Below are 15,763 nucleotides of genomic sequence, written 5' to 3' on the forward strand. Positions count from 1 at the left end.
CGATTGAAATTGCGAACGACACAGAATACGGCTTAACAGGTGCAGTTATCACAAATAACCGTGAAAACATCCAAAAAGCACGTGAAGATTTCCATGTTGGTAACCTATACTTCAACCGCGGCTGTACAGGAGCGATTGTAGGCTACCAGCCATTTGGCGGATTTAATATGTCAGGAACAGACTCTAAAGCAGGCGGCCCTGATTACATCATGCTTCATATGCAAGCGAAAACAACATCTGAAATGTATTAATAAAGTGGAACATCAATCAGTGGGTCTTACAGCCCGTTAATCTGCGATAAAATTCTTTTTGGTTTAAATTACAATCGCTTAGCGATACAATAAGATGGACACGCAAATGGGAGGAATGAATGATATGACTGAAGCAGTAAAAACGAATTCATTAATTGAACAGACTGAAAAATATGGTGCGAATAATTATCATCCGCTTCCAATCGTCATTTCAAATGCGGAGGGTGTATGGGTTGAGGATCCTGAAGGCAACAAATATATGGATATGCTGAGCGCTTATTCAGCAGTCAACCAAGGACATCGTCATCCAAAAATCATTCAAGCATTAAAAGATCAAGCAGACCGCGTTACCTTAACATCGCGTGCTTTTCATAATGACCAGCTTGGTCCATGGTATGAAAAAGTGTGTAAGCTGACGAATAAAGAAATGGCTCTACCGATGAACACAGGTGCTGAAGCAGTTGAAACAGCTATTAAGGCTGCACGCCGCTGGGCATACGATGTCAAAGGGGTTGCTGATAACCAAGCTGAAATCATTGCATGTGTAGGCAACTTCCATGGCCGTACAATGCTAGCAGTTTCTCTTTCTTCTGAGGAAGAATATAAGCGCGGATTTGGTCCAATGCTCCCAGGTATTAAACTCATTCCTTACGGAGACCTGGATGCGTTGAAAAATGCTATTACTGAAAATACTGCTGCCTTCTTAATCGAGCCGATTCAAGGGGAAGCTGGAATTATCATTCCACAAGAAGGTTTCATGAAACAAGCATATGAAACTTGTAAAGAAAATAATGTATTATTTATTGCCGATGAAATTCAAGCAGGACTTGCTCGAACTGGTAAAATGTTTGCATGTGAATGGGAAGATGTAGACCCAGATATGTATATTCTAGGTAAAGCATTAGGCGGAGGAGTTTTCCCAATTTCTTGCGTGGTTGCTAATAAAGATGTTCTAGGTGTCTTTAACCCAGGATCACATGGATCAACTTTTGGTGGAAATCCTATGGCATGTGCTGTTTCTATTGCAGCTCTTGATGTTCTTGTTGATGAAAAGCTAGCAGAGTGTTCTCTTAAGCTTGGTGAATACTTCGTCAATAAATTAAAAGAAATCAAAAATCCAATGATCAAAGAAGTTCGCGGCCGCGGTTTATTTATTGGTGTAGAACTAACAGAACCTGCTCGTAAATATTGTGAAGCATTAAAAGAAGAAGGCTTATTATGCAAAGAAACTCATGATACAGTTATCCGTTTTGCTCCTCCACTAATTATTTCTGAGGAAGAGCTAGATTGGGCAATTGAACGTATAATTAAAGTTTTAGCTTAATGAAAAAGAAAATCCTTGCACAGCTGGTGCAAGGATTTTTTGCGTTTATTGAGAGAGGTCTCAAAGAGAGTTCATGAGACCACTATTTCGAGAAGTAAATTCGCCAATCTTCATTCAGGTATAAAAAACATGTCAATAAGTTTACACTTACATTAAGCGATGTTTCTTGATTATGATTGTTCTTTTCGTTAAAGTGATATAAGAAAAGAAGTAGATTCAAATGGAAATTGAATATATTTAATACATAACTTAAAACAATATATAAGGGAGGATCAGAAATGACACATGTTCGTTTTGATTACTCAAAAGCATTACCGTTTTTTGGTGAACACGAACTTACATATTTACAGGATGCTGTTAAGGTTGCACATCATTCTTTACATGAGCAGACAGGGGCGGGAAATGAATTTTTAGGCTGGATCGATCTTCCGGTTAATTATGATAAAGATGAATTTTTCCGGATTCAAAAATCAGCAGAAAAAATAAAGAGTGATTCTGATATTCTGCTAGTTATTGGAATCGGCGGCTCTTATCTAGGTGCCCGAGCTGCGATAGAAATGCTTAATCACAGCTTTTATAATGCTCTTTCGAAGGAGAAGCGAGGAACGCCACAAGTAATATTTGTCGGAAATAATATTAGCTCCACTTATATGAGGGACGTCATTGATGTTCTTGATGGGAAGGACTTCTCCATTAATGTTATTTCTAAATCTGGTACGACAACAGAGCCAGCAATTGCTTTTCGTATTTTCAGCAAGATTTTGGAGGATAAATACGGAAAGGATGAAGCGCGTAGAAGAATTTATGCAACAACAGATAAAGTGCGTGGTGCATTAAAAACAGTTGCAGATGAAGAGGGCTATGAATCATTTGTGATACCTGACGATATAGGAGGCCGTTATTCAGTCCTAACAGCCGTGGGCTTACTGCCTATAGCGGTGAGCGGTGTAAATATTGAAGAGATTATGAATGGGGCAGAACAGGCACGTGATGATTTCAGTAGTTCGGAGCTTATGGAAAATTCTGCTTATCAATATGCTGCCATCCGCAATATCCTATATAATAAGGGAAAAACGATTGAAATGCTCATTAACTATGAGCCTTCACTGCAATACTTTGCTGAATGGTGGAAGCAATTATTTGGAGAAAGTGAAGGCAAAGATCAGAAAGGAATTTTTCCTTCATCTGCAAACTTCTCAACAGATCTTCATTCGTTAGGCCAGTATGTACAAGAAGGACGCCGCGACCTATTTGAAACGATTTTGAAGGTAGAACAGCCACGTCATGAACTTGCGATTGAGAAATCCGATAATGATCAAGATGGATTAAATTATCTAGCAGGAAAAACGGTTGATTTTGTAAATAACAAAGCATTCGAAGGAACCATGTTAGCACATACAGATGGAGGAGTTCCTAATTTAATTGTATCCATTCCTAAATTAAATGCGTATACATTCGGCTATCTCGTTTATTTCTTTGAAAAAGCATGTGCAATGAGCGGCTACTTACTAGGTGTAAATCCTTTCGACCAGCCTGGAGTAGAGGAATACAAGGTAAATATGTTCGCGCTTTTAGGAAAGCCGGGATTTGAAGAGAAAAAAGCAGAACTTGAAAAGCGGTTAACATAAGGAAAAGGAGTGCTCAATTGGATGAGCACTCCTTTTTCTGTATTTAGAAGTATAGGAATAAGCAGGAAATCATACTAGAGTGTGATTCCAACTGACAGTACGATTTAAATATTGGTTCATGAAACCCTTCCATTTGGAGAAGCTAAAAAAAAGCGTGGAAAGGGGAGTTTCGTAATGATCGAAATACCTTCAGAGGTTGAAGGAAAAAGTTACGATTTATATAAGCTAGAACAAGTGCTTAAGCCGATTGGTTATTCAATCGGAGGAAATTGGGATTATGACAAGGGCTCATTCGATTATAAAATTGATAGTAAAGATGGCTATCAATTTTTACGTCTTCCATTTACTGCTATCTATGGACAGCTGGATGAAAAGGGCTGTACGGTTGCTTTAGGACGGCCGTTCCTGCTCTCTCATCAATATGAAGAGGGCTTGGATGACCAGTCGAGCACTGCTGTATTTTCAGGATCATTTAATCAGTTCTCTGAGCCTGTTGATAAAGATGCACGTTTTCCTGAAGAGTACGTAAGAGTCGGAAAATCCTTAGTGAAAGAACTAGAGTCTGTATTAATAAATCGCTAATTTTTTATCATAATAAGCTGATCCTGAGGGATTATTTTAAAAGGGTGTGGGGGATTTAGTAAAGTTTTCTCACCCCTTTTAATTCCTAGTAAAAGAACGCTATCTTTGATTAATAATTGGCTAAGTTCCAAATAAGTCATATTAGTAATTTCAGAAGTTGCAGGTTTAAAGGTTAATTTTCTTTTATCAAGCTGGTTTAATAAGTCCAATAAGGAAGTGACAAGCTCATGTGAAGAAATACTATTAATCATAACAAAGCTTGTTAAAATATTTGTTTGCACAATTTCATCAGCGCCCGCCCTTTTTGCATTAGCGACCTGATCGGATGTTAAAATTTCAACAATACATTGGACATCACGATTTAGTCCCTTCACTGCCAGTAATGTTAAAATAGAACCCATATCCGCTTGACGCTCTCCTTTGTTTGGGTCCGCCGTAATGATGACCTTGCTTGCATCAAAAACATTTGCCTTTATAAGAACATGATCTAAATTAGAACAGCCTTTAATAAAATGAACATTCATGTGTGGCAAAGGATTCAATTTAAGTGTTTCATCGATTAAAGTAAATGACTGATCTTTATTGTGATTCCCAAGTGTTTGGAGGATTTCTCTCGACCTTTCATTCCACCCAATGACAATAATATGCTTTTTTCCTTTGAATACGTTTTTTCCTTTAAGCAAATCATTTTGTTTTGTGACTGCAATAGCAGCTAATGTGACAAAATAAGTGGCTAAAAAACCAGCACCAACCATGATTAAAGCGATTCCAGCTAATCTTCCCCCTACTGTTTTGGGTGCATAATCACCATATCCAACCGTAGCAGTAGTAACAATTGCCCACCATACACCCTCGAAGAAAGTAGGAAATTGGTCAGGTTCTATTATATGTACAATCCATCCAAATGTAAAAATCAAAATAAGAGAAATAATAAGTATTCTAAAAATAAGCGGTAATCGAGCGAAGCTTGTAAACAAATTGTATGGCAAGAATGACACCCCTAATATTGATTATTAGTTCATTATTAACCAATTTTAGCGGTTTCATAATAATGCTCGAAATAAATCCTCAACGATTACTAAATGAAAAATCTCCTATCTTATTCGAGTAAAATAAAAAAAGCTAGAATCTCTAGCTCAATTAGGAAAAATGAAGGATATGTAAATAAATTAGCCTATCTAATTTTTGGCTATAAGTTAATGTTTCTATACTATTTATCCCTGTTTCATGTGCTATACGTATCATTTCTTTTCTCATCTTGTTAATTCTCTTTAGTACTAATTGTTCAATTGACGCCTTATTCATTTTACTCTTCCCCTATTAAAGTTTTCATTAATACTATTATAGGAGTTATTTCTAAATACGAAATAGATTCGACAAAGGATCTGAGAAAAAGACAAAAGTCCGCATTTTTTATCAAAACTATTTAATCTCTTAATGGGAATGTCTATCTGATTCTTGGTAATATTCCCTATTCAATAAAGGCTTAGGCGTGGTATATTCCACTCCTTATTTTTTCATACTTTTTAAGTAATTTACCTCGGTAAACTTTTTTGTAAGCTTGTTATTTTTATAAACCCGTGAAAAAACGTTGCTCTAGACCCACACGCCATCTGGTTGATAAGATAATCAAGAGGTTACAGATGGAGGGTCCAACATGGATGAACAAAGGTATGAACAATTAAAAATGGGAGAGCGCGGTGCTATAATAAGCATCGTGGCTTATATTTGTCTATCAGCTCTTAAGTTAATGATTGGCTATATGTCTAACTCAGAAGCTTTAAAGGCAGATGGTATGAACAATATGACTGATATTATTGCTTCCATTGCAGTTCTAATTGGGTTGAGGCTCTCTCAAAAACCCGCAGATAAAGACCATCCTTATGGACATTGGAAGGCTGAAAATGTTGCAACACTTGTGGCCTCCTTCATAATGATGGCAGTTGGAATTCAAGTATTATTCGAGGCGATAACCTCTTTCTTTCGTTTGGAAAAAGAAGCTCCGGACCTAGTTGCTGCATGGACTGGGATCTTTTGTGCAGGTATTATGTATTTTGTGTATCGATATAATAAAAAGCTTGCAAACAAAATCAATAGTCAATCGGTTATGGCGGCAGCAAAGGATAACCTATCAGATGCTTGGGTAAGTATTGGAGCGGCTGTTGGAATTATTGGCTCACAATTTAATCTCCCGTGGCTCGATCCTCTGGCAGCGGTCATTGTAGGACTACTCATTTGTAAAACAGCTTGGGATATTTTTAGAGAGGCTTCCCATCATTTGACAGATGGCTTTGATGAAAATTTGCTTGAGGATTTTAAAGAAACTATTCTTCATATCAATGGGGTAAAGGGGATTGAGGAATTAAAGGCTAGAAACTATGGAAACAACACGGTGGTAGACGTGGTTATCCTCGTAAATTCTAATTTAAATCTAGAAGATGCACATGATATATCGACAACAGTCGAGAAGGTTTTATATAAAGAACATGAAGTGTACGCTGTGCATGTGCATGTTGAACCAAACTCTGTAATTAAAACGGAAAAGAATTCTCTAAGAAATGGAGATAGTCTAACGGAATAAATTGATTAAAAATAAGACTCCGTTAGACTATTTACGAATAATGAATTAAAAAGAGCGAGGTTTTACCCCTGTGAGATGTCTTTCAAACATATCAATAATTTCTAGAAATCTTTCAGCCTCACGGAAAACATGGTCAGCCAGTAGAGGGTGGATGATGCTCTTAATTTTACATTCTTCGATTAATTCTCGTGCTGTTTTCTTAAAGTCCTTTAGAGAAACAACTGACACACGATTTTGATCTAGGAATTGATCTAAAAGGGGTACAGTCTTAGACTGTGGACTCATAGATTCTAAATCTCTTGCTTGAAAAACTAATTCATCAAAATCATTACTGAAATTTCTGGCCAAATCAACTAGCTTTCTTTCAGACGGATCAAGGAGATGTCCGATAAATTTAGCGTGATCAGCCATTATTCTTAAGAAGAAAACATTTTCTTTTATTATCGCGTCTGGCAGTGATTTCAATTTTCCTTCATTTAATTCGATTAATCGTTTTCGAAAATAATTGGCCTCCCTGCTGGTATGATCAACTAAAAGCGGAAAGTTATTTGCACCAGGCAATTTGCAAGAAAGTATTAATCCTAATACTTTACGCTTAAAAGCAAATATATTTGTTGCAGCTTGTTGAACTTCACTATTAAATCTTCTTATTACTTCTGGTGCTGTTTGATTATTGAAAGCATGGGACCGTTGCTCAATTTGTTCAAATAAATGATAAAAGTTATTCGCTTCCGCTATTAATTGTGTATCCTCGCATCTAAAGCCTAATCTAAGAAATAGCGAATGCTCCTTCATAATCCTAGACCAAAAACGAATTTCGTCTAAAGAGCGTGAAACAAACATGGTTGGATTGATTTGGGTATCACGATCTGAAATTTCTTCATGCTCAGTCATTGCATAATCTCCTTTCAAAAAAATGTCGTCTTTAAAAACATATTTTGAAGGTTTGGGAAAATACATTGTCCAAGAGTTTATTAGCAAATTTTACAGTGTTTACTAAAATACAGTGAACTATTGTTCTTTAGATTTAGTTTTTATTGGCAGGATTAATTGTCCACCTTTCTCATAAACACCTAACATCCTTTTAGTAATACTTAATTTAGGTACAACTCGATAAACGATTATTGCTGTAAATATACTTATAGCGGCTCCCACAATGACATCTGCTGGATAATGTACCCCCACCCAAATGCGCGAAAGACCTACAAGGGATGCTAATAAAATCCATAAAAATCCCCATCTTCTTCTAAAGAGATAGAAAGTCATACAAAATGAAAAGAACAAAATGGTATGATCACTTGGAAATGAATTATCTACTGCATGATCGATGAGTTTATTAACATTAGACAGTTCAGCGAACGGTTGATTATTTGAATGAAGTTTTCCAGCAATTTTGCCTGCTATTTCAGCTACTACAAAAGTAATCGATGCACAAATGATCATAATTCTGTTTGTGTTACTTCTTGTAAACCAAAATATTAAGACACTTAATACTAAGAAAAATACCATATATTCAGCAACAAAAGTCATAGTGGGATTTATGTACGTGAATTGTTTACCTAGATTATTAATTATTCTAAACAAATCAATATTCATTTCCGACAAATTCATTATAACTCCTCCATATGTGTTATTAGAGAGAATTATAGTGAATTCGTTTATTATTAAAAATTTGTTTATCTTACAATTTCCCTTACACTTTTGTAAGAATTAAAAATGTATCGTTGATAAGGGTATAATCTTTGTAAATCTTTCTATATTAGAGGAAAATTGCTGCATAAAGATTTCCTTGTAAGGGAAATAGGGGGGGCGCTACCAGGGAAGAGTTAAAGAGATTGAGGTCAACAGTTTTATCGCAGATTAACGGGCAGTAAGACCCCCACTTCAAGGTTGCGAGAGAATTAAAGAAACCTAAGTGGGGGATCAACTGCCCGTAAAGGCCCGACGACGGACACGATGTCCTAGTCAGGCGAAAGCCACAGGACAAGGAGTACTTCATCCGCATTTCATCGCACGACCGAAAGCAGAGCTTTTGGGAGGACGTGGCGTTTTGAGCGTGATTGGTTCAACTAACCATCAGTGGGGGATGAAAGCCGACTAAGTACGCCACGTCCTGTGGCAACGTCGGCACTAGCACGTCCTGTGCGTCGAAAAACCCCCACTGATGGAAGTTTCACTTTATATTTAATAAGTTGAATACCGGGGCGAGTAATTTCCACGCCCCGATTATACTTATACCTCTAAGTGTTTAAATAGAAAAGCATAAATATCAGTATGTTCACCTATTATTTTTTCTACGGGTTTTCCTAACCCATGGCCTGCTCCTTTCTCAATTCTTAATAATATTGGGTTTCTAGATTTTGGATTAGCATCCTGTAATGCTGCCGTAAACTTTCGGGCATGCGCAGGGACGACACGGTCATCTGAATCGGCAGTTGTAATTAATATGGGTGGGTATTGATGTTCTTTCTCAATATTATGCAATGGCGAGTATGCATATAAAACTTCGAATTCCTCACGCGTTGCTTCTGGGTCCCCAAATTCTGTAACCCAAAACCTTCCAACTGTAAATTTTTGAAAACGGAGCATATCTAAAACTGGAACATTACAAATAATTGCACCAAAAAGCTCTGGTCTTTGTATCATACAAGCGGCAACAAGCAGTCCGCCGTTACTTCCTCCCATTATTGCTAATTTTGCTGTATTCGTATAACCCTCTGAAATTAAATATTCCGCTGCAGTAATAAAGTCATCAAACACATTCTGCTTTTTTTCCTTCATACCAGCTTCATGCCAGGAAAGTCCATATTCGCCTCCTCCTCGAATATTGGCAACTGCATATATGCCTCCGTTTTCTAGCCATAATAAATTTGAGGCTGAAAATGAAGGGGTTAAGGAGATATGATATCCACCATATCCATACAGAAGAACTGGATTTTGCCCATCCCGTTTCATTCCCTTTTTATATGTTAAAAACATCGGTATTTTTGTACCGTCTTTTGAATGATAAAAGACTTGCTCAGTTTTGTATTCAGAAGGATTAAGCTGAAAGGAAGACTTGAATACAGCAATAACTTGTCCAGTTTCAAAACTATATTTGTAAATAGAAGTAGGTGATAAAAAGGATGTAAAACTAAAATAAAGCTCATCGCCTTCTTCTTTCCCATGAAACTCAACAATCGTTCCTAGTTCAGGCATAGGAACTTCTTTTATAAAATTGCCAGACGTAGTGAAGAACTTTAAACAATAGGATGCGTGACGAATATAAGAAACAACCAAGTGATCAGCTATGATTTTTATAGAAGAAATGGATTCGTCCATCTCAGGAATAACGACTTTCCAATTCTCATTTTCTGGGGAATCCACTGAAATACTAATGATCTGGCCATTTGGAGCTTCTTTATCCGTAAAAAAATACAATTGATTTTCTTTTTTGCCAATAAATGAATAAAGAGCATCCCCATCTTTTAAAAGCCACTTAAATTTACTGTTTGGAGTTGATAAATCTTTATAAAGATATCTGCTTCGATGTTCTGTCCCCCTGCCTGCATGAAGAATTAAATAAGAATTATCACTTGTAATGGAAGGATAAAACATCATTTGCTGATCTTCGGGATATTCAAAGATTATCTCATCTGCACTCTGATCAGTATTCAACGAATGCCAATACACTTTATTAAAGTGATTTTCGTCATTCAATTCATTCTGTGCCTCTGGGTAACGATTATAATAAAACCCTTTTCCGTCTTTTTCCCATGCAATACTTGAAAATTTGCACCACATAATCTTTTCAGAATAATGCTCCAAAGACTCTAAATTTAATATTTGGAATTCCTGCCAGTCACTTCCCTTTTCAGAAAGAGCATAGGTAAGTAACATACCATTGGAATGAAATGAGAGATTCGTAATAGCGATCGTTCCATCATTACTCAATGAATTGACATCAATGATTACTTCTTCTGTTTCTTCAATGGCTTCTAAATGTTTTGAGCGATAAAGATTAGGCTGATTATTTGAGCCGCTATTTTTTAAATAATAAAAATAGTCCCCGTGTTTTTTCGGCACAAAATATTTAGGATAATCCCAAAGGTTTTCCAGTCTATTTTTAATAATGTCTCTTTGTGGAATTGCTTCAATATATTGTTTTGTTGCCAGCATTTGCTGCGAATCCCATTCTTTCGTTTGAAGAGAATCTGAGTTTTCTAACCAACGAAAGGGGTCATTAACAATTGTGCCGTGAAAATTATCCATTATCTTCGTTTTAAGATCTTCCATTATAGAGCCTCCTTATTTTTATGCTTCGACTTAATAATGATGCAATTAATGTGCCAACTTATTCCAGTAGGATGTATGATAATGCAATCTGTATAAAATTATTGACACAAATAATACTTTAATGAACCAAATCTGACATAAATACAACTTTCTAGTTAAAAAAACAATTTAAACAAAGGAAGAGACTGAAAATTCTAAAAAAATTTACAATTATAAATCAAATGTAAAAAAAAATTAACATATTTTTTATTTCGTTCTCACTTTAATTCTATTCATTAACACTGCATTTAATTGAATTGTATACTGATAAAACATAATTTTAAGAATAATCAATTAGTTGGCACGATATTTGCATTTTAGTAAAAGGATAATTATAAGGGGGTGGTACCTTGGAGAATTTGTTGACAATAAAAAATTTAAAAACAGGTTTTCCCTCAAAGAAAAATACTACAATCGCTGTTGACGGATTGGATTTGCATATAAAAGCAGGAGAAAGTATTGCTCTTGTAGGGGAATCAGGTTGCGGAAAAAGTATGACATCTTTTTCAATCATGAGATTACTCCCACCTCCAGGGGAAATTTCAGACGGGGAAATATTGTTTGAAGGAAGGGAATTACTTAAGTTATCTGAAAATGAAATGTGCAAGGTTCGTGGAAAGGAAATATCTATGATCTTTCAAGAACCTATGACATCTCTAAACCCAGTATTAACTATTGGGGAACAAATTATTGAAGTTATTCAGTACCATCAAGGCCTCAACCGTCAACTGGCGAGGGAGAAATCAATGGAAATGCTAAAGCTTGTGGGCTTCTCCAGAGTTGAGGAAATTTTAAAGGAGTATCCTCATCGCCTTTCAGGAGGTATGAGACAAAGAGTAGTTATAGCGATTGCGATGTCTTGTAATCCAAAACTGATAATAGCCGATGAGCCTACTACTGCTTTAGACGTGACAATACAAGCTCAAATCTTAGAATTAATGCGAAATATTAGACGGAAATTTAATACTTCAATATTACTTATTACTCATGATCTTGGTGTTGTTTCCGAGCTAGCGGATCGAGTTGTTGTTATGTATGCAGGGCAAGTTGTAGAAGAAGCAAATGTTAGAGACATTTTTAGGAAACCTCTTCATCCATATACGGAGGGTCTCATTCATTCAGTTCCGTCCATTCGGGGAGAAATAAATCGATTATATTCAATACCAGGCAATGTTTCCTCATCTAATAAAATACATTCGGGATGCAAATTCGCGCCTCGTTGTCCAAAGGCTTTTTCTAGATGCTTCGTGGAAAAGCCGCGTCTAGCTGAAGTAGAAGAATTGCATACTGCTAGATGTTTCTTATATGAATAGGAGGAAAAAATATGACAGTGAACACAGGTCACCAAGCGGTATTAGAAAAACATACGGAACAAGAAGTAATTTTGAAAATAGAAAACTTAAAAAAGTATTTTCCTATTAAAGCTGGAGTCATACAAAGAACAATCGGTTATGTTAAAGCAGTTGATGACATTAGCTTAGAAGTTAATAAAGGAGAAACCCTAGGAATCGTTGGTGAATCAGGCTGTGGAAAATCAACAATGGGACGAACTCTTATTCGACTTTACGAACCAACTGAAGGATCCATTTATTTTAAGGGAAAAGATATCTCTACTCTTCCTGAAAGAGAATTAAAAAGGTACTTTCGGAGACAAATTCAAATGATATTTCAAGATCCTTATGCATCATTAAATCCAAGAAGAACAATTCGAAAAACACTTCTAGACCCACTAGTTACCCATAAACTTTATGACAAAACAGAAGAATATGATCAAAGAATTAAAGAATTGCTAGAAATAGTTGGTTTGGATGCATCAGCGATTAACCGTTATCCACATGAGTTTTCGGGTGGACAAAGGCAAAGAATTGGAATTGCTAGAGCAATCGCATTAAATCCAGATGTCATTATTGCTGATGAAGCTGTATCAGCCCTTGATGTGTCCATACAAGCACAAATTATTAATCTATTAAAAGATCTTCAAAACGAATTCCAACTTACATATATTTTTATCTCTCATGATTTAAGTGTTGTACGACATATATCTGACCGAGTTGCTGTTATGTACCTAGGAAAAATCATGGAACTAGCGGTTAGAGATGATCTATTTGATGATCCGCTTCATCCGTATTCTCAGGCTTTGCTATCGGCTGTGCCGGAAATGGAAATAGAAGAAAATGGCCAAAAACGCGAAAGAATCCTTTTAAAAGGTGACCTGCCAAGTCCTTCTTCGCCCCCAAGTGGATGTGTTTTTCACACAAGATGTTCTGCTGCGATGCCTCACTGCATGGAGGTGATGCCGGAGCTTAAAGAAGTAAAGAAGAACCATTTTGTTGCATGCCACCTTTTTAAAGGAAAAAATGAATGAATGGAGGAGTTAGTTTGAAAAAGCGAAATTTATTTTCTATTTTATTTGCGTTGACTCTAATTCTTGGAATGCTAGCTGCTTGTTCAAATGGGAAAAGTCAGAATACTAACACTTCGGAGAATAGTAACAAAGAAGAAAAAAATGAGGAACACGCTAATAAAGAGCCTCGTCAAGGCGGCAGCCTAATTTTGGGAACAACAGCTGCACCGTCATTATTTAATCCATACTATTCTACTGATACGTCAAGTCGTGCAATAGAAAATTTTATTTTTAGCGGATTAGTGACTATTAACCGAGAGTTCAAGCCTGAGGGAGACGTGGCAGAAAGCTGGGAAGTATCAGACGATGGACTGAAGTGGACCTTTAAAATTAGACAAGGAATGAAGTTCCATGATGGTCATGATTTAACAGCTGATGATGTTATTTTCTCTTATAGCCTGCCATTACATAAAGATTATAAGGGACCATCAGGATTACCTTTCCAAGTTATTAAGGAAATTAACAAAGTGGATGATTATACTGTGGAGTTTGTTCTTACAGAGCCATATGCTCCGTTCATTACGATCACTGCAACAATGGGGGTTCTTCCTAAGCACATATTAGGGGATGTTCCAGTAGAAGAATTGGGAAAAAACGAATTCAATACGAAAAAGCCAATTGGTTCGGGTCCATTTAAATTTGCAGTATGGAAGGAAGGTCAATACGTAAAGGTAGAGGCATTTGATGATTATTATGCTGGCAGACCGTATTTAGACTCTATTATTTATAAAATTGTCCCAGATGCTAATGCAATAATTGCTCAATTACAAGCTGGAGATATCACCTACACTAGTATCTCACCTACGAATGTGTCCATTGCTAAGAAAATGGCTGATGAAGGAAAATTAGTATTAAAATCCGGCGTATCAAATGCATGGGAGTATATTGGATATAATTTGCGTAATCCGTTATTCCAAGATATCAAAGTTCGTCAGGCTTTAACCCATGCGATTGATCGTGAATCAATTGTACAGTCAGTGTTGGATGGAGCAGGTGAAGTGGCACATGGACCTGGAAGCCCTGCAAACTGGGCTTTCACAGAAGATGTTCCTAAGTTTGATTACGATCCGAAGAAAGCAAGTCAAATGCTTGAAGAAGCAGGCTGGAAAAAGGGCTCTGACGGAATTCTTGAAAAGGATGGAAAAAAATTCTCTTTTACATTAACTACAACAAGTGCAAATGATATTCGTCAGCAAATTGCTACTGTAGCACAACAGCAGCTTGCTGAGGTTGGCATAGAAGTAAAAATTGAGTTATTAGAGTGGAGTGCATATATAGAGGAAACAACTCCACCAAAATGGAACTTCGATGCGATTGTAGCAGGCTGGTCTATTGGAAGTGATCCAGATCCGACATATTTCTGGCATTCAAAAGAGATTGAACAAGGACTGAACTATGGTGCATTTTCAAATCCTAAAGTTGATGAATTGCTTGAAAAAAATACACAGGTATCGGATATCGATGAAAGAAAGGCCGTTATTTCTGAAGCTGAAAAAATTGTTACAGAAGAACAGCCATATACATTTCTTTACTATCCAATGAGTTATTTGGGGCATTCACCAAAATTACATGGTCCAGAGTTTTCAGTAGCTAACAGCTACTACGATATTCATAAATGGTGGATGGAAGAATAATAGAATGACAGGTATCCGAATTAGAGGTTGCTCAATCGCTTTAGAGTCAGCCTCCTTTGGATGCTAGTTAGAAAGTTAGGGGGTTAATCATGATTAACTATATAATACGCCGTACACTCTTGGCTATTCCTCTCCTTTTTGGAATAACAGTTGTGTCATTCATTATTATGCAGCTTGCACCTGGTGACCCGACTGCACTTATGATTGATCCAATGATAAAGAAGGAGGATCTTGAAGCCTATAAAGAAATGTATGGATTGAATGACCCGATTTATGTTCAATATTTTACTTGGTTAGGAAATATGCTTCAAGGAAATTTTGGAGAGTCTCTTATTCGCCAAGGTACATCAGTGAGTGAGCTGATTTTTGCAAGGCTTCCTAACACACTTCTATTAATGGTTGTTTCTACCATCATCGCTTTTCTTATTTCGATTCCATTAGGCATTTTATCAGCAACAAAGCAAAACAAGTTATCTGATTATGTCATAACGATTATTTCTTTTTTAGGTGTTGCCACTCCAAACTTCTGGTTCGGATTAGTTCTTATTATGGTATTCTCAGTTCATCTTGGCTGGTTCCCAACAGGTGGGGTAGAGACACTAGGATCGTCATTTAGCATATTGGACCGTATTCACCATTTAATATTACCTGCATTTGTATTAGCGACTGCGGATATGGCAGGTTTAACAAGGTATACCAGATCAAATATGATCGAAGTACTACGGCAAGATTATATACGAACTGCAAGAGCGAAAGGTTTTAAACAGAATAAAGTTATATACAAACACGGTCTTAAAAATGCATTAATTCCTGTTATTACGATATTTGGACTTATGCTCCCTTCCTTTATAGGTGGATCAGTCGTTGTTGAAAAAATATTTACTTGGCCAGGGATAGGATTGTTATTCTTTGATGCTGCGTTTCAACGAGATTATCCAGTCCTAATGGCCATAACCGTCATTGGCTCAGCTTTAGTTGTTCTTGGAAATTTAATAGCAGATATTTTGTATGCAGTATTTGACCCTAGAATAGAGTATTAAGATGC

General features: G+C 36.6%; 14 protein-coding genes. 9 read left to right on the top strand and 5 right to left on the bottom strand.

Annotated features, from left to right (window positions below):
* The 4 genes from KHA94_RS11150 to KHA94_RS11165 all read left to right on the top strand — a co-directional run.
* Positions 1-251 (top strand): aldehyde dehydrogenase family protein (locus KHA94_RS11150; protein ID WP_213102162.1); only part of this gene is annotated, 251 nt, incomplete at its 5' end.
* Between the two features lie 124 nt (positions 252-375).
* On the top strand, positions 376-1,575 hold the full coding sequence (locus KHA94_RS11155; protein WP_213102163.1) for an ornithine--oxo-acid transaminase: 1,200 nt from the start codon (positions 376-378) through the stop codon (positions 1,573-1,575).
* A 278-nt stretch (positions 1,576-1,853) separates the two neighbouring features.
* The gene (locus KHA94_RS11160; RefSeq protein WP_213102164.1) at positions 1,854-3,203 is read left to right on the top strand and encodes a glucose-6-phosphate isomerase; all 1,350 of its coding nucleotides are present in this window, start codon (positions 1,854-1,856) and stop codon (positions 3,201-3,203) included.
* A 174-nt stretch (positions 3,204-3,377) separates the two neighbouring features.
* Positions 3,378-3,785, top strand: a complete 408-nt coding sequence (locus KHA94_RS11165) for a YugN-like family protein (RefSeq protein ID WP_213102165.1) — start codon at positions 3,378-3,380, stop codon at positions 3,783-3,785.
* Here KHA94_RS11165 and KHA94_RS11170 read toward each other — a convergent pair.
* Positions 3,782-4,774, bottom strand: coding sequence for a potassium channel family protein (locus KHA94_RS11170; protein ID WP_213102166.1), 993 nt, complete (start codon positions 4,772-4,774; stop codon positions 3,782-3,784). The two genes, KHA94_RS11165 and KHA94_RS11170, sit on opposite strands and share 4 nt — an antisense overlap.
* A 151-nt stretch (positions 4,775-4,925) precedes the next feature.
* Positions 4,926-5,090, bottom strand: a complete 165-nt coding sequence (locus KHA94_RS11175) for an aspartyl-phosphate phosphatase Spo0E family protein (RefSeq protein WP_213102167.1) — start codon at positions 5,088-5,090, stop codon at positions 4,926-4,928.
* A gap of 352 nt (positions 5,091-5,442) precedes the next feature.
* Between KHA94_RS11175 and KHA94_RS11180 the strand changes: the two genes are divergently transcribed.
* Positions 5,443-6,366, top strand: a complete 924-nt coding sequence (locus KHA94_RS11180; protein ID WP_213102168.1) for a cation diffusion facilitator family transporter — start codon at positions 5,443-5,445, stop codon at positions 6,364-6,366.
* A 45-nt stretch (positions 6,367-6,411) separates the two neighbouring features.
* Here the strand turns inward: KHA94_RS11180 and KHA94_RS11185 are convergent, their stop codons facing one another.
* The 3 genes from KHA94_RS11185 to KHA94_RS11195 all read right to left on the bottom strand — a co-directional run bounded on the left by KHA94_RS11185 (position 6,412) and on the right by KHA94_RS11195 (position 10,641).
* Positions 6,412-7,260, bottom strand: a complete 849-nt coding sequence (locus KHA94_RS11185) for a DUF2935 domain-containing protein (protein ID WP_213102169.1) — start codon at positions 7,258-7,260, stop codon at positions 6,412-6,414.
* A 117-nt stretch (positions 7,261-7,377) separates the two neighbouring features.
* A complete protein-coding gene (locus KHA94_RS11190) occupies positions 7,378-7,977 on the bottom strand; it encodes an undecaprenyl-diphosphatase (protein WP_213102170.1) in 600 nt (199 codons plus the stop codon).
* 621 nt (positions 7,978-8,598) lie between these two features.
* Positions 8,599-10,641, bottom strand: a complete 2,043-nt coding sequence (locus KHA94_RS11195) for a prolyl oligopeptidase family serine peptidase (protein ID WP_213102171.1) — start codon at positions 10,639-10,641, stop codon at positions 8,599-8,601.
* A 389-nt stretch (positions 10,642-11,030) separates the two neighbouring features.
* On the opposite strand from KHA94_RS11195, the gene KHA94_RS11200 reads away from it, so the two are divergent.
* The 4 genes from KHA94_RS11200 (at position 11,031) to KHA94_RS11215 (ending at position 15,758) form a co-directional block, all read left to right on the top strand.
* A complete protein-coding gene (locus KHA94_RS11200; protein WP_213102172.1) occupies positions 11,031-11,993 on the top strand; it encodes an ABC transporter ATP-binding protein in 963 nt (320 codons plus the stop codon).
* An 11-nt stretch (positions 11,994-12,004) separates the two neighbouring features.
* Complete coding sequence (locus KHA94_RS11205; RefSeq protein WP_213102173.1) at positions 12,005-13,045, top strand: ABC transporter ATP-binding protein; 1,041 nt, start codon at positions 12,005-12,007, stop codon at positions 13,043-13,045.
* Between the two features lie 14 nt (positions 13,046-13,059).
* A complete protein-coding gene (locus tag KHA94_RS11210; RefSeq protein ID WP_213102174.1) occupies positions 13,060-14,718 on the top strand; it encodes a peptide-binding protein in 1,659 nt (552 codons plus the stop codon).
* An 89-nt stretch (positions 14,719-14,807) separates the two neighbouring features.
* Positions 14,808-15,758, top strand: a complete 951-nt coding sequence (locus KHA94_RS11215) for an ABC transporter permease (protein WP_213102175.1) — start codon at positions 14,808-14,810, stop codon at positions 15,756-15,758.
* Positions 15,759-15,763: the final 5 nt, after the last annotated feature.

Origin of the sequence: Cytobacillus citreus, from assembly GCF_018343665.1 — a bacterium.
Classification (GTDB): domain Bacteria; phylum Bacillota; class Bacilli; order Bacillales; family Cytobacillaceae; genus Cytobacillus; species Cytobacillus citreus.